Origin of the sequence: Paenibacillus sp. YIM B09110, from assembly GCF_037167145.1 — a bacterium.
In the GTDB taxonomy this organism is placed as follows: Bacteria; Bacillota; Bacilli; order Paenibacillales; family Paenibacillaceae; genus Pristimantibacillus.
Window position 1 is genome coordinate 1 of the sequence record NZ_JBANSP010000007.1, and the last position, 22,936, is coordinate 22,936.

General features: G+C 48.1%; 19 protein-coding genes and 1 pseudogene. 12 read left to right on the forward strand and 8 right to left on the reverse strand.

The window, feature by feature from the left end:
* A pseudogene (locus tag V8F51_RS12345) lies at positions 1-417 on the reverse strand (S-layer homology domain-containing protein); the annotation flags it as partial.
* Positions 418-712: 295 nt separating this feature from the next.
* Between V8F51_RS12345 and V8F51_RS12350 the strand changes: the two are divergent.
* The 3 genes from V8F51_RS12350 to V8F51_RS12360 all read left to right on the forward strand — a co-directional run bounded on the left by V8F51_RS12350 (position 713) and on the right by V8F51_RS12360 (position 5,637).
* Positions 713-3,016 carry an AraC family transcriptional regulator gene (locus V8F51_RS12350; RefSeq protein ID WP_337100545.1) on the forward strand — a complete coding sequence of 768 codons (2,304 nt, stop codon included), beginning with the start codon at positions 713-715 and terminating at the stop codon, positions 3,014-3,016.
* A 215-nt stretch (positions 3,017-3,231) separates the two neighbouring features.
* Positions 3,232-4,818 carry an extracellular solute-binding protein gene (locus tag V8F51_RS12355; RefSeq protein WP_337100546.1) on the forward strand — a complete coding sequence of 529 codons (1,587 nt, stop codon included), beginning with the start codon at positions 3,232-3,234 and terminating at the stop codon, positions 4,816-4,818.
* A 93-nt stretch (positions 4,819-4,911) separates the two neighbouring features.
* A complete protein-coding gene (locus tag V8F51_RS12360; RefSeq protein WP_337100547.1) occupies positions 4,912-5,637 on the forward strand; it encodes a 3-ketoacyl-ACP reductase in 726 nt (241 codons plus the stop codon).
* Positions 5,638-5,714: 77 nt separating this feature from the next.
* On the opposite strand, the gene V8F51_RS12365 is transcribed toward V8F51_RS12360, so the two are convergent.
* The 5 genes from V8F51_RS12365 to V8F51_RS12385 form a co-directional block, all read right to left on the reverse strand.
* Positions 5,715-7,286: a response regulator transcription factor gene (locus V8F51_RS12365; protein WP_337100549.1), complete on the reverse strand. Its 1,572-nt coding sequence runs from the start codon at positions 7,284-7,286 to the stop codon at positions 5,715-5,717.
* Between the two features lie 3 nt (positions 7,287-7,289).
* The gene (locus V8F51_RS12370; RefSeq protein ID WP_337100550.1) at positions 7,290-9,128 is read right to left on the reverse strand and encodes a sensor histidine kinase; all 1,839 of its coding nucleotides are present in this window, start codon (positions 9,126-9,128) and stop codon (positions 7,290-7,292) included.
* Between the two features lie 101 nt (positions 9,129-9,229).
* Complete coding sequence (locus V8F51_RS12375) at positions 9,230-10,891, reverse strand: extracellular solute-binding protein (protein WP_337100551.1); 1,662 nt, start codon at positions 10,889-10,891, stop codon at positions 9,230-9,232.
* Between the two features lie 35 nt (positions 10,892-10,926).
* Entirely contained in the window at positions 10,927-11,811 is an 885-nt protein-coding gene (locus V8F51_RS12380) for a carbohydrate ABC transporter permease (RefSeq protein ID WP_337100552.1), read from the reverse strand.
* Between the two features lie 18 nt (positions 11,812-11,829).
* Entirely contained in the window at positions 11,830-12,726 is an 897-nt protein-coding gene (locus V8F51_RS12385; RefSeq protein WP_337100553.1) for an ABC transporter permease, read from the reverse strand.
* A gap of 150 nt (positions 12,727-12,876) precedes the next feature.
* Here V8F51_RS12385 and V8F51_RS12390 point away from each other — a divergent pair, with 150 nt between their 5' ends.
* The 9 genes from V8F51_RS12390 to V8F51_RS12430 all read left to right on the forward strand — a co-directional run bounded on the left by V8F51_RS12390 (position 12,877) and on the right by V8F51_RS12430 (position 21,243).
* Positions 12,877-13,623, forward strand: a complete 747-nt coding sequence (locus V8F51_RS12390) for a glycoside hydrolase family 16 protein (protein ID WP_337100555.1) — start codon at positions 12,877-12,879, stop codon at positions 13,621-13,623.
* Between the two features lie 132 nt (positions 13,624-13,755).
* Complete coding sequence (locus V8F51_RS12395) at positions 13,756-14,937, forward strand: serine hydrolase domain-containing protein (protein WP_337100556.1); 1,182 nt, start codon at positions 13,756-13,758, stop codon at positions 14,935-14,937.
* A 32-nt stretch (positions 14,938-14,969) separates the two neighbouring features.
* Complete coding sequence (locus V8F51_RS12400) at positions 14,970-15,509, forward strand: LytTR family DNA-binding domain-containing protein (RefSeq protein WP_337100557.1); 540 nt, start codon at positions 14,970-14,972, stop codon at positions 15,507-15,509.
* A 10-nt stretch (positions 15,510-15,519) separates the two neighbouring features.
* Complete coding sequence (locus V8F51_RS12405; RefSeq protein WP_337100558.1) at positions 15,520-15,957, forward strand: hypothetical protein; 438 nt, start codon at positions 15,520-15,522, stop codon at positions 15,955-15,957.
* Positions 15,958-16,071: 114 nt separating this feature from the next.
* A complete protein-coding gene (locus V8F51_RS12410; protein ID WP_337100559.1) occupies positions 16,072-16,569 on the forward strand; it encodes a DinB family protein in 498 nt (165 codons plus the stop codon).
* A 77-nt stretch (positions 16,570-16,646) separates the two neighbouring features.
* A complete protein-coding gene (locus tag V8F51_RS12415; RefSeq protein ID WP_337100560.1) occupies positions 16,647-17,642 on the forward strand; it encodes a helix-turn-helix transcriptional regulator in 996 nt (331 codons plus the stop codon).
* 9 nt (positions 17,643-17,651) lie between these two features.
* On the forward strand, positions 17,652-17,960 hold the full coding sequence (locus V8F51_RS12420; protein WP_337100561.1) for a putative quinol monooxygenase: 309 nt from the start codon (positions 17,652-17,654) through the stop codon (positions 17,958-17,960).
* A gap of 114 nt (positions 17,961-18,074) precedes the next feature.
* A complete protein-coding gene (locus V8F51_RS12425) occupies positions 18,075-20,006 on the forward strand; it encodes an AraC family transcriptional regulator (RefSeq protein WP_337100562.1) in 1,932 nt (643 codons plus the stop codon).
* 106 nt (positions 20,007-20,112) lie between these two features.
* Positions 20,113-21,243, forward strand: coding sequence for an SGNH/GDSL hydrolase family protein (locus V8F51_RS12430; RefSeq protein WP_337100563.1), 1,131 nt, complete (start codon positions 20,113-20,115; stop codon positions 21,241-21,243).
* Positions 21,244-21,410: 167 nt separating this feature from the next.
* Here V8F51_RS12430 and V8F51_RS12435 read toward each other — a convergent pair whose 3' ends face one another.
* Entirely contained in the window at positions 21,411-22,604 is a 1,194-nt protein-coding gene (locus V8F51_RS12435; protein WP_337100564.1) for an MFS transporter, read from the reverse strand.
* Positions 22,605-22,630: 26 nt separating this feature from the next.
* Entirely contained in the window at positions 22,631-22,888 is a 258-nt protein-coding gene (locus tag V8F51_RS12440) for an Atu4866 domain-containing protein (RefSeq protein ID WP_337100565.1), read from the reverse strand.
* Positions 22,889-22,936: the final 48 nt, after the last annotated feature.

Here is a 22,936-nt window from a genome sequence, read left to right on the forward strand (position 1 = left end):
CACATTCGCCAGCGATCCAAGACCGTCAATGGCACCGTAGGTTTGGTTGCGCCGGTCGTCGTAATAAGCCGCGATCTCCTCTTCATCTGAACGGGATTCGGCAAGATCCCCCACATACTGGATATTGTAGTCCAGCACTTCACTGTTCAACTTGGTGCCGTTGTCCCAGGAAGTTCCAGGTGTCCAAAGATCCAGGAACCCGGACAGCACTCCGATCGTCGGGTTGGAATAGACAGACATATTAACGGAGATGTTGTTCTTGTAGCTGTCGACAAAATGTCCCCATGCCGGAGCCTCAGGCAGCCCGACTGAAGATTCGGCCTGCGCCGCCGTGGCGATATTGCCGGCAACGGGATTGAAAAGCAGCAACGCGCCCATCGTAGCAGATAACAGCTTGTTTTTGGATTTGGCTTTCAAATCGAATCTACTCCTATCCTAATTTGATCTCGAACCAATCCCTGCAAAGGAGCGAACGAACTATGCCGTTTACGCATCTCCTTGCTGTAAGGGAGCGGAATCGGTCTCAATTTAGCATCAAGGCGCGCCCTGTATCAATATAACAATTTCCCCTTTGTATCAGTTTGGGAGGAATGTCGGTACTATTTAACACACACTTAATAAAAGTGGGACACTAGTTTACTTTCGTTTAATGAAGATGCGGGATAATTGAGAACAAGATAAGGGTATAAGCTTATAGGGGGAGGGGAACATCATGAAGAAGTGGAATTCCGTATTTGCTAACATGGCCATTTCTTATATATCCATTGTGCTCGTTATTGCGCTGTTGCTCTGCTCTATCTTCTATATTTATTTCTCGGAGAACTATAAGGAAGAGCTGCGAAACAAAAATCAGATGATTCTGGAGAACACGGCCCAAACAATTGAAACGACAGTGCTCCAGAGAGCCCAGCAGATCTACTTGGATATTTCCCTCAACAAAAACATAAATGTACGATTGTTTGCCGATTCTTCCTTTAAGAACAATCATAGCAAGGTGATTGACCTGCAAGAGATTCTTAAATCCGAGGTCATCAGCAATTCGGACGTCGTGCAAGCGGTGCACCTGTACTACCCGAGTCAGAATGTTATGCTGTCGTCACTCTACGGGTTGAAATTCAATGCCGACCAACATACCAGCATGATCTACTTGGCTGACTGGTTGAATGGGATGCGAAGCAATAAGCAGAGCAGTCTGTGGACGCCGACCCGCTTGGTTCCGCAAGATATTTACTCTGGCCTGCCCGATAATGGAAGCATTGCTTTAATGACTTACGCGCATAGTTATCCATTCCAAGCTTCAGGCGAGAAAAGCGACGTCATCATTGCGATTGACGTGAAGGAAAGCGCCATAAGCGAGGTTGTTCGCAATATGATGCCTTCGCAATATGAAGGGACTTTTATTCTGAATCTTGAAGGCAACACCATATCCGATGCGGATAAAGGAAAATTAGGTCTGCAGCATGATTATGACGCCAGCATCATCAAGGAGGAGGCCGGCAGTTATAACGGTACAATTGACCAAGCCTCCCACGTCGTTTCCTATCAAACGCTTCCATCGACCGGGTGGAAAATCTATAGCGTTGTGCCTTACAGCTCATTCTATGAAAAATCGATTATTATACAAAAGCTAATCCTGGGCATCTGTTTGCTGGTCATTCTAATAGGAATCGTGTTGTCTGGCATTTTGGCCAGGGCGAATTACAGCCCAATTAAACGTTTGACAGCCAAAATAAGAGGCTTATTAGACCAGGCTCCCGAGAATGTCGCCAATGAGTACAGGCTGATCGACACAGCCTTCGTCAAGCTGAATGATAAAGTCAACAGTTTAGAAGAGACGCTGGAGGCCAATAGTTCGGTGATTAGGCATAATGTCATTCTAAGCCTGCTCAGCAACTGCTATACGCGTGAGGAATGGGAAGAAGAACGTCCGTTTCTCGGCATGTCGAACGAGTACACTCACTACTGCTGCTTGATTCTGGATTCGAGTGAAGCTTTTGCCCGGTTAAGCTCTAGGAATATGCAATATGCGGTGTACCGGATCATTAACCAATTGGAAGCTGCGCCCCTGCTAGAGATCCGCATCATTGCAGAAGCGTTACCGGACAAGAAGGTTGTCGTCATTATTTGCGCTAATCAAGAGAGCGACGATCTTCCGGAACAAATATCTCAATTTGTTATATCGAAGAGCCAAGAGCAGTTCGGCTTGGATGTCCAAATCTCGTGGGGCTGTTGGGTGCAGGAAATGATCGATGTTCATAAAAGCTACAATGAGGCCCAAACCTTATTGAAATACGCTTATTTCCTGCCGGAAACCTCTATTCTGAAGGATCGCAAGCTGCTGGATCGAGAGAATAGCCTGCATGAAATCCCGCAAGCCATTCTTGCGAAGTTCAAAGATAAATTGCACGCCCGGCAGCCGCAAGAGTTCGCAACAGCTGTAGAGCAGTTGGTCGCGGCTATGCGGGAAGGCATGTATTCGGCCGATCATTGCCGCTTTATTCTGGTAAATACAGTGTTCGTCTATTCGGATTTTTTGAAGAGTGTTCGATACAAGCACCCCGAGCAGGAGAATGTAGATCTCTACAACCAGTACGCCGGGCTCCACAATACCCGTTCTTTTCAAAATTGGCTGGTGGATTCGGCAACCGCCATCATCGCTCATATGGAGAAGCGAAATAGCGAGCGAGCGGTCTCCAGTATTGAAGCGGCCAAGCAATACATCCATGGACATCTGTCGGAGGATCTTTCCCTTGAGGCAGTCTCCGCGAAGGTGTTTCTCAGTCCCAAATATTTAAGCAAGCTATTTAAAGAAGAGATTGGCGTCACTTATACCGACTATATTGCCAGCCAGCGAATGGAGAGAGCAAAAGTCTTACTCGAGAAAAACAACATGACGATCGAGCAAATCGCAAATACGGTCGGCTACGCAACGGCGGCTTATTTTATTAAGAAGTTCAAAGAAATGCATGGTTGCACGCCGGGGAATTACTTGAGCAACATCGCCAAGCAAGCGTAGCCCCTTCGGCCAAGGCGGAAGCAGTGGCCTGATGGTATGAGAGAGAGGTTTGTCGAATGGAAAAAAAGGAATTACGGCGCGGCATGTTCACATTTATTACCACAATAGAATTTATAAGCTTCCGAAGCAATCGGAGTAACAAATTCTATTTGGCGATAAAACCAACCTTTAAACGAGGTCGCTCATCTTCGAGAGGCTTCGATAGAGGTTTTCTCATGGTTGCAGTATTGATAGTGGTAGGCATCGTTAGCGGCTGTACAGGAATCCGGGTGTCCCCCTCTGCCGTAGAAACCTTACAGGCTCCTGCAGCTTCAAGCGCCACGCGGTACGATATCTCCTGGACGATGCATCAGAACCTTCCCGTCACCGAAGATGCGGAGATGGTTCGGTACGTGGAGGACAAATTTAATGCCAATCTGGTCTTCTGGAATCTGGAGAACAATAAATATGAAGCGCTGCTGGACATGAAGCTGGCTCAGGGTTCGATTCCCGATTTGTTCAGGATCAGGCAGCCTCAGGATCTTCTCAAATATCAACAGCAAGGCGTGCTGGCCGAGATTCCGGAGGAGATGCTGAATAAGTACGCTCCGAACATTATGAAGGCGATTCGGGAAAACACGCCCGGCTATCAGGAGTATGGTCAAATCGACGGAAAATATTACGGCATTCCGGTCATCAATCCTACGAACATTTATAGGATCCCTATCGTCTATCGCAAAGACTGGTTGGATAAGCTCGGCCTGCCGGTGCCGCAGACGCTGTCGGACTTTGAGAAGGTCATCTATGCATTCACGAATGAGGATCCGGATGGCAATGGTTTAAAGGATACTTACGGTCTTTCCAGTGAAGGGATGAACGTCGTCTTCGGCGCCTTCGGGCAGATCGTCTTCGCCGATCAGCTCTATTTTGGAGTAAAGGACGAGAAGCTGGTCATAGGCGCCTTGCAGCCAGAGATGAAGGAGGCGCTGCAATACCTTAGCAAATGGTATCGGGATGGCGTCATCGATCCGGAGTTTATTACCGGGGAGAACAAGGGAGGCTACAAGCATCTCTCTCATTCTTTTATTAATGGAACAATCGGTATGACATCCATGGGCAATTATTATCATTGGATTAAAGGAGGCGATTATCTAACATGGAATTCGAATGGCATGGAGGCTCCCGTAGAAGCGAAATTCAATGTAAAGGAATTAACCTCGATAAATCCGCACGCCCAAATTATTTTCGGTCAGCCCTTTAGCGGACCGGAAGGGAAGCGGGGCTCCAAAGCCTATGACATGCTCATGAGCTTCGCGGCGATTGGAGCCGGAGCCGCCGATAAGCCGGGGAAGATGGAGACGATCCTTCAAATCCTTGACTATGTCAGCGCTAATCCTGACTTGGATGAAGCTGCTTCGATGAAGTATGGGATCCAGGGAACGCATTGGCAATGGGCAAGCGACTCCAAGGAAGATGTGATTCTGCTTCCGCCTTACGACAAGACGTTCAGCTATCAGAATACGATCGGCACCGGGTTAGGCATGACCGTGCCCCTTATGCCTACGGAAAGAAGAGAGAAATGGGCTGCAACCTTAGGCTTAGATCAGGACGGAATCTACAATGCGTTAGAGGTAGCGACCCCCTCCCTTATCAAATACGGGACTGAGTTAATAAAGCAAAAAAACAAAGCCTATATATCCATCATTACAGGAGACAAGCCACCCGAGTATTTGGACGAGTTCGTTAAGGAGTTTATGGCAGCCGGTGGAGCTCGAGTGCTGCAGGAAGCCAATGACTGGTATAGCCAGCATCCGGTAAAGTAACAATAAAGAACTGAGCAGTTTGATTTCTGTTAAAAGTATGGCACCGTAGTATAATCAATAAGGAGATATACAGATTGGAGAGGAGCTGCCTGCATGACGCAATTATTAAAAGGTAAAGTAGCCATTGTAACCGGTGCGGCAAGAGGTATCGGCAAAGCAACGGCAATTGCATTGGCACAAGAAGGAGTAAACGTTGGTCTAATCGCAAGAAATGAAACGGCTCTACAGCAAGTTGCCGCTGAATTGGAAGGGCTAGGCGTTAAAGCAGCCTATGCAACTGCTGATGTTTCATCGAAAGAACAAGTAGAAGCAGCGGTTGATGTCATAAAAAATAATTTAGGTTACGCAGACATTTTGATTAACAATGCGGGTATTGCCACATTTGGCACGGTATTGGAGATGGATTCGGAAGAGTGGAAACGTATAATTGATACGAATTTGCTCGGCACCTACTATGTAACGCGTGCGGTACTGCCGCAATTAATCGAAAAAAATGGCGGAGATATTATCAATATTTCCTCAACTAGCGGATTAAGCGGAGCAGCCACTTCAAGCGCCTACAGCGCATCGAAGTTCGCGGTGATTGGTTTTACGGAATCGCTCGCGCAAGAGGTTCGTCGCAACAATATTCGCGTATCCGCTCTAAATCCAAGTACGGTTGCGACAGATCTGGCACTGGACTTGAACCTGATTAAAGAAAATAACGATTCGAAATTTATGCAGCCGGAAGATATTGCAGAATTCATCATTAATCAGTTGAAGCTCAATCCGCGTATTTACGTGAAAACGGCAAGCTTTATCGCGACGAATCCGTATTAAATGTAACGCAGTATAGTAGAAATAGTCCCCGACCATTCAAAAGGCCGGGGACTATTCTTTTTGTCGGATTAAACGATTTAACGCGCCCAGTCCTGATAGCTTCTTTCTCTTTCCGCCTTCTGGCGCATCAGCTGTCGGTACTCCGTTGGCTGCATGTTCATCACTTCGCGAAATGCGCGCGTAAAGCTTTTGTAGTTCTCATACCCGACCATAGTAGCTACCTCGACGATTTTATGCTCGGTTTCGGCGAGGAGCCGTCGCGCTTTATCCAGGCGCACATCGCGCAGATATTCGGCAAAGCCTTTACCGATATTTTTTTTGAACAGGTTCGAGAAATACGCGTAATTCAGCGATACGTGGTTGGATACCATCGCGAGGTCCAGCGGCTTATGATAACTTTCGTGTATATAGCGGATAGCTTCGTTTAGGTCCTGCGAGTTGCGGTAGCTGCACTTATATTCGTAATAAAACTGGTTCAACCGAAGCAATTGCTGCTGCAGCGCCTGAATATAATCGCGAATGCCCGGATAGTCGAACAGATTGCGCAGGCATTCCATATCCAGCGCCTCCTCTCCGATGTAGGGGCGGATAACCCGCTCGTATTCCTCCAGCATCTGAACGACGGCGCGACATAGCTGCTGCGTGTAGCGGATGTGATAGCGCTGCAGCACGTCTTTGTGAAAGAGCATGGAAACACCTTGGGTGATCATGCCGCTGTTTTTGTCGCCGATTAATTGAAACAACGTATAAAGTTCTTCATGGGGTAGCTGCCACTGCTGCTCCAACCGTTCAATATGCACTTTCTGAATGCAGCGTTTATCGGGAAATAGGTAACTGTGGCGATATAGCTCCAGCACTTGGGTATAGCTGCCGGGAAGCTCCTTCAATCCATGCTGTGGGACGGTCATGGCTACGACGGCATCAATCTGTCCTGCCTTAAGCGCGGCGGACAAAGCTCCCGTATCTACGGCTGCATCAACCGCGAGGATGAGGTACGGGCGATGCTGCAGGCATATACATCCTAAGCCGCCGTACACGCGATAGGCAATGGATTCCATGCTGTGGGCGCTGCTGGCCCCCGGTTGGTTAATCCACTTCTCCTCCCGAAGCAAGCATAGACGGTAGTTGTTCCAAAGCTCTCGATTTTGCTGTTCGGTTTGAAGCACCCATGCTTCATCGCTGGCGGCGCCTTGCATGAACATGACGAGCTCTTTGCGGTCCGTCTCCTGAGCGCGGCGGGAGATATGCTCCATATTCAGCGAGAGCGTCTGCCGTGTCTGTATCTCCTGCCATACATGCTCGACTGAGGCTTGCAGATCCTCCCGTTTCACAGGCTTAAGCAGATAACCCTTGGCTCCAAGTCCAATAGCTTTCTGGGCATAGGCAAAATCGCTGTAGCCGCTAATAATCAGGAAATCCGCCTTAATATGTTCTTGTTTGGTCTGCGCCATGAGCGCCAGTCCATCCATATCCGGCATCATAATATCAGTTATGATGAGCTGAATGCTGTGTTGACGCAATAGTTCCAGCGCCTCGATTCCGTTCGCTGCACAGTACAGGTTGTCAAGCTGCAGAGGGAATTGGCTTAGCATGGCTTGCAGGCCGTCTCGTATATGCTTTTGATCATCCACAATCAAAATATTAATCATGCCCTACCACCCTCCAAGATTCACATTTTCCCAAGGCAAACGTATCGTTACGCAGGTATAGACACCCTGTACGCTGTCAATCGAAAGACCGCAGCCCTTGCCATAATGAAGCTGCAACCGCTTATGCACGTTTTCCAAGCCAAGCCCGTTCTTGCTGGCAACGATCGGCGTATCCGACCCGTCTTGCAGCGCAGCTTGCAGGCTGGATAGAATGTCTGGTTCGACACCTGCGCCGTCATCTCGGATTTCAATCAGCAGCAAGCTGTCGTCCTCCACCGAAACGGTAATTTGGATGTTAAAAGCGCTTCCCGGAGGCGCGGCGTGACGAACGGCATTTTCGACGATCGGCTGCATGCACATTTTCGGAATGGCGTAACGAAGCACCTCAGGAGGCAGATCCGCCGTCAAAACAATGCTGCCGCCTTCCATGAAATTAATGAAACGAATATAGCTTTGGATGTTGGCAAGCTCCTCGCTAAGAGCGACGGTATCGCTGCGCCACTGCATGCTGTAGCGCAATTGCGACCCTAACGATACGAGTGCGTCGGCGATGGCGGGCTGCCGCTGAACCTCCGCATGCATACGGATGGATTCCAGCGCGTTGTACAAGAAATGCGAATTAATTTGCGAATGCAGCGAGTGCAGCTGCGCGTTTTTGGCAATTAACTGCTTATCTACGACCTGCGTCATGAGCGTCTTGATCTCATCCAGCATGTTGTTATAGCTGACGGCTACTTCGTCGATCTCATCGCCCGACTCATTGTCATCCAGTCCGGTATGAATCTTCGCATCCAGCTGACCCTTGCGCACTTGGCGCATAGAGGCGATTACGCTGTCCAAACGGCGTAACATGCGCCGAGTCGTGTGCGATACAAGCAGCATAATGAGCAGCAGCACGCACAAGGTAATCGCAACAACAAGCGCATACCAGCTGCGCGGGCCTTTCATCAGCTCCTCATGGGAGGCGATATCCACCACATAAGCGTTGAGCGGCGCAATGTATCGGTACAGCGCGTAGTAGGTATGGTCCCCAATAGTAACTTTAACGGGACTTTCCTGCTGCAGTACATCAAGCTGCCGATGGATATGGTCAATGATTTCGCCTAGGTCCTCGCCGGCGTTAAGAGCAAATTCATGCTCGGGATTGTATACGTACCTGGAAGGGTTCGTTCCGTCCACCACGACGGAAAAGAAGTCGCCTCCGCTCTCCTCCAGCAAATCGCCAAAAACCTCGTTATGCTGAGCGCGGACTTCCATAATGGTCGGAAATTGCTGCTGTTGACCTTGAAGGCGCACCAGCCGATAGTAGGACAGCGTATGATCGCCATCCTTATAAGCAAATAAGCGGTATGCCGCTCCGCCTTCTTCCCGGAGGGTCACCCAGTAGTCCTGCGGCCAAAACTTGTCATAATGATAAATTTCGGGCCATATTTCATGCACGTTCGGATTATCGACATAAAAGCTGAGCTCGCTGATCATCTCATAGCTTTGGATAATGTTATGCATCTGTTCGTATTCATTTTGCCTGAACTTCACAAGACGAAGGCCATCCCCGCGCATATTGGAATGAATAAAATCGACGAATGCTTTTTGCGTCAGCGCAGTCGAGGAAGCGTTTTCAAGCATATCCATTCTGCTGCGCAGCTGATCGTTTAACCGTGAAACATGGCTGCTTCCGGCGGTCATTGCGTCTTTGTACAGCTGAATTTCCTGTGTTCGTATAAATAAAAAAGATACCAGAATGGCAGGGATTGCAAACATTACGCTAAAGGCTAGAAACAGCTTTTGAGAGATGCGGGAATTGCGGTAAAGCTTTCTCAACTTGTTCAGCAGATCCTTCATCTAAAATGCCCTCCCACCACTGTAATATACCATATATTACAAAGCGGCTGGTAGAAAACTAGGAATACCAGCCACCATGACGGTGGCTGGCAAAAGTATTTTTATTCAGCCATTTTGGCTTTGCGAGCATCCAGCTCGATCTGACGGTGTTCCACTACTTGGTCAAAACCGTAGCTTGTGCGGCGCTCAAGGAAGCTGTTGAAGATTTTGTCGAAGGCTGCTTCGTCTTTGGCGGTAATGAGCTCAGGCAGCGTTTCCTCCCAGTTCTGAGAGATGCGCGCCCACGCTACCGCGACATCGGAGTCGCCGAGCGGATCCAAGCCCTTGTAGATGCCGCTGTCGATATCGGCCTGCGCGTTGGCGAAGTCCTCCATTTGTTTGATAACGGGAGCTTTCTCCGGTCTCCATTGGTTGACGATGACCGGATTGCGCAACATCCAGTACGTATCGAGAATACCGTAATCCTTCTCCATCTTCGCAATGTCGGTTTCAAGCAATTGCACCATTTCCGGCTTCAACTTCGGATTGCCGCTTGCCGAGTCCCAAGTCTCGCCTTCTTTACCGAGGAATAGATCTTTCTGGCCTTCCTCGCTCGCCAAGTAAGATAAGAAACGGATGGCGCGTTCAGGGTTTTTCGTCGATTTGCTGATCATCGTAACCATCCAGCCGTCCATGTTGCCCGGGAACAGCTTGGCGCTGTCGCCATTGGCGTTCTGCGGTCCATCCACTGCGATGTAATAAGAATCCGGGTTTGCGCTTGCCGCCAGCATCGGGTTGACGGCCGTCATGCCGGTCCATTCGCGAACCATCATGAAATAACGGGCGTTGTTCGTTTTTTCCTCTACCTGCGTATCGGAATCAACCAGGAAATCAACATTAATGAGTCCGCGCTCGTAAGCGGTACGGAATGTTTTCAACCAGGCAACATAATCGGGATCGGTAAGGCGGTCGTTTACTTTGCCGTCTTTCTCATGCGGAACGGCGAGCAGGTTTTGCAAATACTCGGTCATACCGTAAGGGACATTTCCTTGTGCAAAGAAGGGGCTGATCGGCTGGCCTTTATACTCGGGATACTTATCTTTCACCAGTTGCAGCGCGTTCAGGAAGCCCTCCGGTGTGCTCAAGTCTGGCTTCCCCATTTCGTCGTACAGATCTTTCCGTACCAAAAAGGTTTGGTTAGCAGCCGTCATGCCGGTTTCGTGCATCAGGTTAGGACTATAAGAATCGTTCGGCACACCATACGTATTGCCATTCGGTTGACGATACCACTTCAGAGTACCGTCGCCGGCTACCTTGAAGAAATAAGGGTCATACTGCTCGGCTAATTCATTCAAGGCATATACGTGATCGCCTTCCCATAGCTTCTTGACAGCGCTTTCCCATGAGCCCATCGAGATTAGATCCGGCAGCTGACCGGAGGTCATCATCAACGTAATCTGCTCGTTCGCTTCGCCGGAAGGCACTTCGATTTTGACGTTAACGCCTGTTTTCTCCGTTACATACTTGGAGGTCAAGCTTTCTCCCCATGTGTGGCCATACCAGTTGGCGCCTACGAACCAAGTCAAATCGACAGGGCTGGTATCCAGCTGCCATGCGGGCACATCGGGATCCAGCGCGGCTTCTTCGGTCGCCGGTTGATTCGTGCTCGTGCTGTCAGCAGGTTTCGAGGTCGGCGTGTTTTCGTTATTCCCCCCGGAATTCGTACATGCGGCCATGATCAAAGCCAAAATGATTGCCAGTGTTACGACCATCCCTTTTTTCATACATAATCAACCCTTTCTTTTTAATTGCTGTATTTTCATCCTTTAATAGCGCCGATCATTACGCCTTTGACGAGATAGCGCTGAATAAAGGGGTAGAACACGAGAATAGGGAGCGTCGCCACCATCATGGATGCGAACTTGATGGAGTTGCCGGGCAGCCTTGCGCCGAATTGAGCCATCGCTTGCTGCTGCATGAACGACATGGAGTTCTCCGCAACGATCTTGTACAGAAGCGTTTGCAACGGCAGCTGGTCCTGCGAGCGGATATAAATGACCCCTTGGTAATAATCGTTCCAATGATAAACGGCTGAGAAAAGCGCTATGGTGGCAATAACAGCCATGCTGTTAGGCAATACGATTCGGAACAGAACGCCGTAATCCGAAGCGCCGTCCACCTTCGCGGATTCCTCCAAGCTGTCGGGAATGGTGCGGAAAAAGCTCATAAATATAACCATGTTGAAAAAAGAATACATAGCAGGAATGATGAATACCCAAAAGCTATCATATAGGCCCAGCTTCGTCATGAGAAGAAACGTCGGAATCAGACCGCCGGAGAAGAGCATCGTAATCAATGCAATCTTCATATACACCTTGCGGCCGATTAGATTGGACTTGCTCAATCCATAAGCCACTATAGCGGTAAACAACACATGAACCGCTGTTCCAATGACTGTGCGCAGCGTCGTAATGTAGAAACCGTTCATCATGCTTTTATCATTAAACACGACACTATAACTGGCCAGCGACATTTCCTTAGGGAACCAATTGACCGTGCCGAGCGTGGCCTGCGCTGGTGCATTAAGCGAGTTGATGAATACGAACCACATCGGATACAGCGTCGTAAAGCAAATCGCCAGCATCAGCAAAGTATTGATGACCTCGAACACTCCGATTTGTCGCAACCTTCTTCGTCTATCCATGTATTTGTTCCCCTCCCCTTAGAAAATGCTGTCGCCGGTTAGTTTTTTGGATGAGTAATTGGCAAGCAACAATAGCCCCAGCGCAACGATAGAGCGAACAAACAGGACGGCTGTCGAGAAGGAATGACGTCCGGATACCAAACCCATGTTATAAATGTACAAGTCCAGGCTCTCTGCCATCTTCATGTTCATGTTGTTCTTAAGCATAAAGATTTGCTCGAAGTTGCTGCCGAGTATGCCGCTGACGGCAAGGATGAACAATATGGCGATGGTTGGGCGTATGCTCTGAATGGTAATATGCCACATCCTCTGCCAGCGGTTTGCACCGTCCAGCTCCGCCGCTTCATACAGTCCCGGGTCAATGCCGGCTATGGCAGCAATGTAGATAATGGCGCTCCAGCCGGTTTCTTTCAGCGTGTCGGAGAAATAGGTAATCCACCAGAAGTACTTCGGGTCGCTATTGAACAAAATTTCGCGATCCTGCAACCCCAGCGCCAGCATGAGCTGATTGATCACGCCGCCCTCGCCCAGCCAATTGAGCATGATGCCGCCAAATATCGTCCATGCAATAAAGTGCGGCAGGTACGAAATGGTTTGTACCGTGCGCTTAAAGCGAATATTCCGTATCTCATTAAGCATCAGGGCAAATAGAATCGGGATGGGAAAGCCGAGCAACAGCTTGATGGCGCTCATCCCGAGCGTATTGCGAATCGAGCGCCAAAAGCGGTCATCCGTCATAAAATCCTCAAAATGCTTTAGCCCGACAAAGGGGGATTGGAGCATAGGCTTCGCGATGCTGAAATCCATAAATGCAATAATGAGCCAAAACATCGGGATATAACAAAAGATTACCATCCAGACAATGCCTGGAATGACCATGCTTTGCAATTGCCACTGCCGAAAAAACGTTTTCATTTCTCTTTAGCCTCCTTTCCTTTTCATCGTAAGAAATTGGGCATAGGAAAAAAAGGCCATCATTTTTGACCCTATCCCATTATTTTAGGTTTGTTTGACCGGGCGCTAAAAATCAGTATGCTGTGGTTAAATGGGAGGAGTGTGCAAAGGATGAACAAGTTGATATGGCACCAAGATTTTGCAAGCGGCAATACCGATTTAAGCGCATGGAATATTCGTCTTGGTAACGATTTGCTCGATAATGAAGGCAATCCCATCATGCCAGGGTGGGGGAACGGGGAACAGCAGTTTTATACGAATCACGCCAGTAACCTATATATCGATGAATACGGCTTAAACCTATGCGCGCGCCGAGAAGACATTGAATCGGACGGGCGGTCATTTGCGTATACCTCGGCACGGTTGGACACGAAGGATCATCTTTCCTATTGTTACGGCAAGCTGGTCGTGCGGGCGAAGCAGCCTGTCGGTCAAGGGCTATGGCCAGCTATTTGGCTGCTTCCGCAGCACCAGGCTTACGGCCCATGGCCTGCCTCCGGGGAGATCGATATCATGGAGGCCAAAGGCCGTCTGCCCGGCCAAGTATCCGGAACGCTGCATTACGGGAAGGATTGGGACCATAAAGTCGTCGAGGAGTTCTCGTACCAGCTCGAAAATGGAACAATCAACGAATTCCGCGATTACGCGCTGGAATGGGACGCCGAGTCGATCCGGTGGCTGGTCGACGGACATTGCTACGCGGAGCGGCGACAGGAGCCGGGCGTTATGCCTTTCGACGAGCCGTTTTATGTGTTGCTCAATCTTGCCGTGGGCGGCTGGTATGACCAGGTGGCGGTGGATGAAGAAGCGCTGCCGGCGGTCATGACGATAGCGGGGATTTGGTTGTACGAAATGTAAGAGATGATGCAAAGCACTCTAAAAAGTCGTCTTGACCTTGAATAATGACCGCTTAGGGCAAAAGCGTTTCTAAATATAACTCCACCGATTAGATTAATGTATGAAACGTACATGAAGCGAAAGGTGGTCCATATGAAGATAGCCATTAGAGTATTGGTTGGCGTAATTCTCTTAATCGCCATTGGATTTGGTGTATTAGCCATTATGAATAGGCCGATACCCAAAGAGGCCGTTAATGAAAAAATCGAGAAGCACTTAACAAAAGTACTGAAGAAAAACGATTCGATATCCAGCGTGTTATTGACCATTCACTCTAACCAAACAGGTTACTTTCAACAATTTGCCGTAGGTACGAAAACTCACAGCTCAAATCAGCCTGTTCGAGCCGATAGTCCCTATCATTCAGCGAGCGTCGGCAAAACGATGTTAGCTGCCGTCTATGGCACACTGGTCGACGACGGGAAAATCAACTATGACGATAAAATCAGTACTTGGCTGGGTGATGACATCCTTAAAGGATTGTTTGTGATAGACGGCATAGATTACAGCAATCAGGTAACATTGAGACACTTGCTGAGTCATACATCAGGCGTAGGCGATTATTTCGAAGGTCCGGTCAGAAGCGGGAAACCTATGTTGGAAATGATAAAATCTAATCCTGATCTTTCATTTGCTCCAATAGATTTGATTGCGTTCACTAGAGAAAACCAGGAGCCTGTCGGACAGCCGGGACAACAATTTTATTATTCGGATACGGGCTATATTCTGCTTGGACTTATTTTGGAGGCAATCGAGGGTAAACCTTATTGGGCAATTTTAGAAGAAACCATATTTGAGCCTTTGGGCATGAATGATAGCTATTTAATGTTCTATCAGGACGAACCGGCTGATATACTTGGGATTTATTTGGATGATATTGACTTAAGCGAGAAGAATGCATTGTCGGTTGACTGGGCAGGCGGCGGTGTCGTAACCACTATGGATGATCTGTTAATATTCATGAAGGCTTTAGAAAATGGCTCTTTACTGTCTGATAAAGTGTACGGACAGATGACTGACTTCAATCATCGCTATGAAAAGGGTATTTATTACGGTATGGGCATGATGTATTTCGACTTTAGCGAGTTGTCATTTCTGCTAGGCACCATGACAGATGTGTATGGCGGTGTCGGAGCTACGGGAACGTATGTATTATACGACAAAGAAAAGGACACCTTTTTTATCGCTAATTTTGGCTCGCTTGATTTTGCGGAAAAAGCTATAGAAGAATTAGTAAAAATAAGAATGATTTATGATAGGATGATAGTTGAGTAAACAATTCTAAAGCTGTCATTAGGAGACACAGGATGGTTCAACTATTGTGTTCGAATAAAGTATATGAAAAGTTGAAGCAGGAATTATCCAAATACCAAATCGACATTATGCAGGACAGTGATTTGGTGCTTGTTGAACAAGGATATGATATACCGAGCGGAAAACTTAGCGTTGTTTTCGATGCCATCGATTACATGGAAGTCGTTAAACTTCTGGTTTCCGGCGTACGAGAAGATATCCATTTGACGAATACTCTTACAGGCTTTAGTGAAAATAAATATGCAGTTATAGAACCAAGGGATGTTTTATATGTAGAAGCGGGTGCTGATGGTCTCATGGCCTATACAAGGTCTAATCGTTACAGCATCAAGGAAACGTTGCAGTATTATGAGAACATGTGGGCAGTGAAAGGATTTATACGAATCAACAAATCACAGCTCATTAATTTGCTGCACGTCAAAGAAATTATCCCTTGGTTCAACTCCAGATACGTTCTTCGGATGGATAATAACGCAGAGCTGGAAGTATCGAAGATGTTCTCGAAAAAGCTTAGAAACACACTCAAAATATAGGAGAACCAAGATGGATAAAATAAATTTAGAAAATATTATAAAGTCCTTTTTTCTTGGTCTCTTTATCGGCGGTATACTGCAGTTTTATGACCATTCAGATATGCTACTCTCGTATAGAGTTTTATCGGTATTGGCTAGCGGAAGCATAGGTTTTATTATTGGTTTTATCACAGAGTGGGTAACCTCTATACTCCCTATCGGTATGGCGAAAGTACGAACCTACTTCTTTATCAACAACTTGATTGCATTAATCGTTGCGACATTCATTATGGGATCCTTAATGATGATGACAAGTGATGAAGTAGAGAGCAAGGCGCAATTCATGCCCGTATTGTTGACCGTTCTTGGCATTATATGTATAGCAAACCTATTTGACTATATGATGTATCGACGCGCTCAAACTAAATTGAAAACCTATAAGGCGTTGATTAAAGATCCGTCGGAATGAAGCAAGCAACGCGCAATATTTGCTTTGCCAAGGAAAAACCACTGACCGTAACTGTCAGTGGTTTTTTTGTATGCTTGTAGTGCTCGAGCCAATAATGGAATGGAGGAATAGGAAATGTTTATAAGAATTGAAGATTTTGCGGCGGAGTGGACTGGCGAGGCGGAATTAACAGCTAGTATGCTGGATGTACTTACAGATGATTGTCTTGGACAGGAGGTTATTGAAGGTCGACGGACGCTAGGACAAATCGCCTGGCATCTGGTTCGTTCGCTGCACTTCATGACAACGTTGGGGCTGAAGTTCGATGCTCCGTCCGGAGGCGAAGAGGCCCCGGCTTCTGCTGTGCATATAGCCTCGGAGTATAGGAGGATTAGCAGCGATCTGTTGTATGCAGTTCGAACGCAGTGGAATGACGAAACTTTGCGCGAATCGGTTATGATTTACGAAGAAACATGGCCCAACGGAAGCTCCCTTCGTTATACGATCATGCACCAAGCGCATCATCGCGGACAAATGACCGTTCTCATGCGTCAGGCCGGTCTTCAATTGCCTGATGTCTACGGCCCGACTTACGATTCTTGGATCGAGAAAGGGATAGCTCCCTTAATCTAAATTCATTACAATAAAACTATTGGAAGTGACAGGCTATATCGTTTTATTAAAAAACGTCTTAGGGAGTGAAGAACGGCATGTCCAAAGCGGATAATATGCTGTCCATTCTATGGCTGCTTCGCTCAGGAAAGCGAGTGACGGCGCAACAGCTGGCGGATAATTTGGAGATTCATGTTCGCACCGTATACCGATGCATTGATTCACTATGCGCGAGCGGAGCTCCAATTATTGCCGACTCCGGCCCGAACGGAGGTTACCGGCTGCTGGGCGAATTCGTCGATTCCCCGCTGCTCTTCGATAACGAAGAGCAGAAGGCGCTCGTGCACGCGTCCATATTCGCCCGGGAGGCGGGTTATCCGTTCACGGACGCGCTAACCCGAGCGGTCGATAAGCTGAAGCGATACACCAATGAAGAGCAGCTCGAATGGATTAACAGGCATAGCAGCGGACTTGCCGTCATCCAGACACCCACGGACTCTAGAGAGCTTGAGTTGCTTCAACGGTTAGAGGAGGCCGCAGCCCGGGGAGAGTCGCTTCATATGGACTACGCCAAAGGACCTGAGCTAAGTCCCGGCAATCGAGTCATCGATCCCTACGGCATCGTGCACTGGAAAGGGATATGGTACATGGTTGGATTTTGCCGTCTGCGGCAAGAGATCCGCAACTTCCGCGTGGATCGGATCGTTCGTCTGGAAGCGACGGATACCCGCTTTGAACGTCCGGCCGTCTTTTCCGCGAGGGATTTCCTCTTGCGCTCTTTGCTCCCGGAATCGCTCGACGCCGAGACGCTCGTTATGGTAAGGCTCCATGGACACGAACACGCACTTAACGAGCTATGCAAGCATTGGTTATTCGGACATGCGCTAATCGAACGAAAGCAGCCCGGAGAAGCCCTCTTTAAGCTAGGGGAGCTGTCGCTGAAAACATACGTGCCGTACTTTCTTCTTCCGTACGGGAGGTCTCTGAAAATACTTGAGCCGCAAATGTTAATCAATAGGATGGCGGAGGTCAGCCTCGAGATGTTTAAGCACTACGAAGCGATGCAAATAAAAATAGAGGATAAGAAAGGATGAAGAAATGAGATGAACAAGTTTACTTTGCTCGGTAAATTAACGGCTCACCCTGGGAAACGGGAGGAACTCGTAGCATTATTGTTGGAGGCTTCGAACAGCCTTGATCCTATGGAGGGCTGCGAGCTCTATATTATCAATGAATCCGTAGATGATCCCGATGCGATCTGGGTCACTGAGCTGTGGCGCGACGCTGAGGCTCATGCCGACTCACTCAAGAACGAAGAAGTGCTTGCCGTCATTCAGCGCGCTCGGCCTTTAATCGCAGGCGTCGAGCCGGTTCGACTCCGTCCCGTGGGCGGTAAGGGATTGGGCGTATAACGGTCTGACGAATAGGTCTTGCTAAATGGATAGCCAGGCCTTTAACTGTTATAGTGATACATAGAGCCTTACCGTAAGTGAGGCATAATGCTGAGGGCAGAGCGGGGGCGTGGCATGAACATCGATGATCTGATTGCTCTATGGAATCACGTGAACTGCAAAGTCATAGACATTCGTCGTACTACGATCAAAGCTGGCGAATCCATACGCTCCTATCATGTACCCTCAAGCCTGTTTCTTATGTCGATTCGAGGGAATGCCACCGTTCATCTAGGACCGGAATTTCATCGCATGCAGCGCTTTACAGTGCTTCATGCAAGTAAAGGCGCTGTTCTCGACGTGGTCGCGGGCAGCGAGGGCTTGGATTACTATAGCATTTATTATAAAGGCAGTATTCACCCCCCAGTACCAATGGAGCTCACCGCGCTATTCGAGCAGGGACGCCTATTTGATCATTCGTACAGTATGATGCCGGACAATCCAATTGCACTGCACCGTACAATGAGCGAAATGCTAAAGGAATGGGACAAACAGCAGCCGCTTGTTCGTTTGCGTGTTAGGACTCTACTCTATCAGTTTGTGCATGAGCTGCTTCATCAAATGAAGGCTCAAGGCGTGGGCTCGGCTAAGCGCGATCTGGCCGCCCAGGTTGCCGCTATCATCCATAAACAATATGCGGATCCCATAACGCTGGATTCACTATCGGAGAGCCTAAATTATAGCGTTGCCCATTTATCTTCCTACTTCAAAGTTCGTACAGGGCTTAGTCCGATTGACTATTTGATCAAGGTGCGCATCGATAAAGCTGCTTCACTGCTGCTTGAAACGGATGCTACGCTGAAGGAGATAGCAGTTGGCGTCGGTTATCAAGACCCGAGCTATTTGAGCAGACTGTTCAAAAAGCACAAAGGCGTGTCCCCCATCCGCTATAGAGACGTGTATGCCGAGAATAAGAAACTAGAAGATTGTCCTTCCATAACCATGGAATCCTCCATTGTCCTCCCGGAATCAGTTAACTATACTGATATTATTGATAATGATTATCAGTATAATGGTAACGGAGAGGAAGATTTATTCATGTTTAAACATTCAAGGGCTGCGCTGGCATCGGCATTGTTAAGTATCATTCTATTGCTAAGCGCATGCGGCACGAATGGCAATTCGGAGACAGCAGCATCACAACCGCCTAGTCCAAGCGATACGCCGGCCGCTTCGGAGCAGCCGCAGACCAAAATCGTTAAAACGGTTAACGGTGATGTAGAAGTGCCCACTGAGCCTAAACGAATTGTGGCAGGAGAATATCTGGGCAGCTTGATTGCGCTTGGCATTACGCCTATCGGAACATCCGATCATCATATTAAAAATCCTTATTTCAATCAATATTTGAAAGACGTTGAGAATATAGGGGAAGGCAATGGCAACGTAGAGAAAATCTTGTCGCTTGAACCGGATCTGATTATTATGGATGATTTCTACCCGGAGCTGAATGAGCAGATGGCGAAAATTGCCCCTACTGTCGTCATTCCGTACGCTTCTCTAAAAACGGTACACGAGGAGGTCGCTTATTTCGGCGAGCTGCTTGGCCAAGAAGACAAGGCGCAAGCCTGGCTTGCCGATTACGACAGCCGTATCGCTACTGCCAAGGAGAACGTATTAAAGGTTATTCCAGCAGAAAGCACGTTTTCGGTTATTGAAACAAGCGATAAAGACATCATGGCCGTTGGAACGGACTTCGGCAAGGGCGGTCAGCCGATATACAATGGATTCGGCTTCAAGCCTCCCGCGGATATCGCCGCCGAAATGGCCGATCCGGGCTGGGCTTCCATCTCTGCGGAAGTATTGCCGAAGTATGCGGGAGATTATATTATTCTGACTTCGGATTCGAAAACGTTGGATCAATTCAAGGCGGATCCAATCTGGGGCACGCTTCCTGCAGTCAAAAACGGTCATGTTTTTTTATGGACAAGCGATCGTTCCAACTACTGGGATCCGATTGCTATTCTGAGTCAGACGGAAGAGTTGGCTGCCTGGCTGACAAACCTCTAAAAAGATAAAGACACCCAATCGGGTGTCTTTTCTTTTACATCGGCACTATTTACTGCGTGGTAAATCCTGTTAAACTAAGCTGAGAGAACAAATAGAAGGGAAATCAATGATGGAACATACACAATTAAAGGTACACGCTCTATCGGATATCGATCATTTAAAGGTTCATGGAAGAACAACGGGAACTCTTTCTCCTTTAACGCTGTTTTGGACTGGAAGCGGGATTGAGCTAAATGCAACAGGCTCTGAACTATGGATTGAAGTTGAGGTTGACTATAATCATTACGAGCCTTGGATAAGCATCTTAATTAACGGTGTTCCCGTAAGCAGACAAATGTTAACGGCAGGCAGGTATTGGGTGTGCTTGTTCAGGGGCATGAATGAAAGCGCTTCAAAAAATGTGCGTGTCGTTAAAGACGTGCAGGCGATGGGCGCAGATCCGGACTGCTCGATGCAGATTCATGCCGTGAAGAGCAACGGTGAATTTATGCCTGCCCCGAACAGACCCTATAAGCTTGAGTTTATTGGAGACAGCATTACTTCGGGAGAAGGGGCTATTGGGGCGAAAGCCGAAAGCGACTGGATTCCGATGTGGTTCAGCGCAATCAACAATTACAGTACGATAACCGCTGAAGCTTTGAATGCGGAATATCGAATTGTTTCCCAAAGCGGATGGGGCGTGCTGTCAAGCTGGGATAACAATCCGCGAGCGAACATCCCTGATTATTATGAACAGGTTTGCGGACTTCTTACCGGTGCCAAAAACGAGGCTCTGGGGGCATTCGAAAAAAATAATTTTGCCGCTTGGCAGCCGGACGTCGTGGTCGTCAATCTTGGGACGAATGATGGCGGGGCTTTTCATTCGCCGGAGTGGCGAGACGATTCTACGGGGAAAACGTTCAAACAGCGGCTAAACGAAGACGGCAGCTACAAGGAAGAGGATATTGGGGCTTTTGAAAGTGCCGCGGAGCAGTTCCTGATTAAACTTAGAAAATATAATAATCATGCACATATCGTTTGGGCATACGGGATGTTAGGTATACCAATGATGCCGGCAATCTGCCGCGCTGTAGATTCCTACGCCAAGAAGACGGGAGATCGCAAGGTGTCTGTATTCCAGCTTCCGATTATGACGGATGAAACCGTAGGTGCAAGAAACCACCCAGGCCAATTAGCCCATCAACATGCGGCCTTAGCGTTAACGGGGTATATCAAGGCAATTTTGTCCGAAGGTTAACCTTACTTAGGGGGTGGCAGTATTGTACCGCAAGCTACGGCATTCACTGCTACTCCACACCTAAATAGAGTGCTAACAGAAGGAGCTATCTACCTGCCATTTTAGTGGCCACGTAGATTAGCTCCTTGTTATTGTGCTGTAGCAAATTATCGCTCGATTTAGAAGTCCTATGCTTTTATTATGGATCGGCCGCCTGAAGCTTGGTTGGAAGACGATCTGTTGACATATCTAAGAGATAAGACGACTGCCCCCACGGCGATCGCAATCCCTAAGGCCGCAAACCAACTAACAGAGGATAGTGAGATTTGCTCGACGGCAACGCCACCAATTCCGGAACCGGCGGCCATAGCAAGCTGAAGGGTGGAGTTGTTCAAGCTTAGCATGATTCCCGAGGATCCAGGGGCGAGCGTAATAAGGTGTAATTGTTGTGGCGGACCGGGAGACCACGTCGCAAAAGACCACAGCAACAACATCGGAATCAGCATTGCCGGAGAGTGGATAAAGAGCGCGATGAGAATCAGGGCTAGAACGTTAAGCGATAATCCTCCGATAAGAGTGCGGTGAATTCCCCATTTGTCGGTGCTAAAGCCCCCTGATCTAGAGCCGATCAAACTGGCGATTCCAATCGCGAATAATGTAATACTTAAAGCTTCATCGCTCATTCCGGATACCGTAAGAAGAAGAGGCGAAATGTAAGAGTAAAAAATAGAATACCCAACAATCCAAAAGAAAGTCACGGATAAACCGACGAGCATTTTCGGTTGCTTTAGTATAGCGAGTTGATTACGCAAAGGCACGGACTGCTCCCCGTCCATTCGCGGGATCGTGAGCGCAATAATGAGTATGGCCAATAGGCCGATTAAACCGATTCCCCCAAAAATAATCTTCCATTCATAAGCCGAGGAAATCACTCTCCCGATTGGAACCCCGAGAATCAGGGAAGCGGTGAAGCCCATAAGGACGGCCGCAATGGCGCTTCCTTGCTTCCCTGGAAGAGCGACCTTGGTCGCTATCGAGAGGGAGGCAACGATCGTAACGCCTGCGCTTATTCCCATAAGGATCCGAGAGGCAATAAGGAGTTCATATCCCGGTAATACAGAGGCGAGTAGATTGCTGATTACGAATAAGCTTAAAGCGCAAAGCAACAGCTTCCGTCGTTCCATACGCGCTGTCAAAGCCATTACGACCGGTGTGCCAAATGCATAAGAGAGTGAAAAAATAGTAATTAACTGACCGGCCGTCACCAACGAGACTCCCGTTGATTCTGCAATCTTATCCAGTATGCCTGCTATAATATACTCCGATGTTCCGACTAGAAAACTAAGAACCGCTAAGGTATAGATTTTTAACGTGCTAGACATGTCTGTTCCATTCCTTCCCCATTCGTTTATTGTTCCCGATATAGAATCATGCCTGCATGGTAGAGGACACCCTCTCGAAAATCCCCATCAGCCGTAAACCCCGTATCGTCTACGTAGTCGATATGATCTTCGATAACCATATAACGACCTTGATAGGCGCTTTTCCGGTTACCTCGCGCCTCATCATAACGCCCGTTAGGCAGTAGCTCATGTCGGATATATCCATCTTTGGTTACCCACATGCCGACAAATTTGGTTTGCTCAAGACTGTTTTCCTTTTTCATCTTCCAGTTCTCCTTTTTGTTTGCGGTAGAATAAGGTGCCCTCTTCTT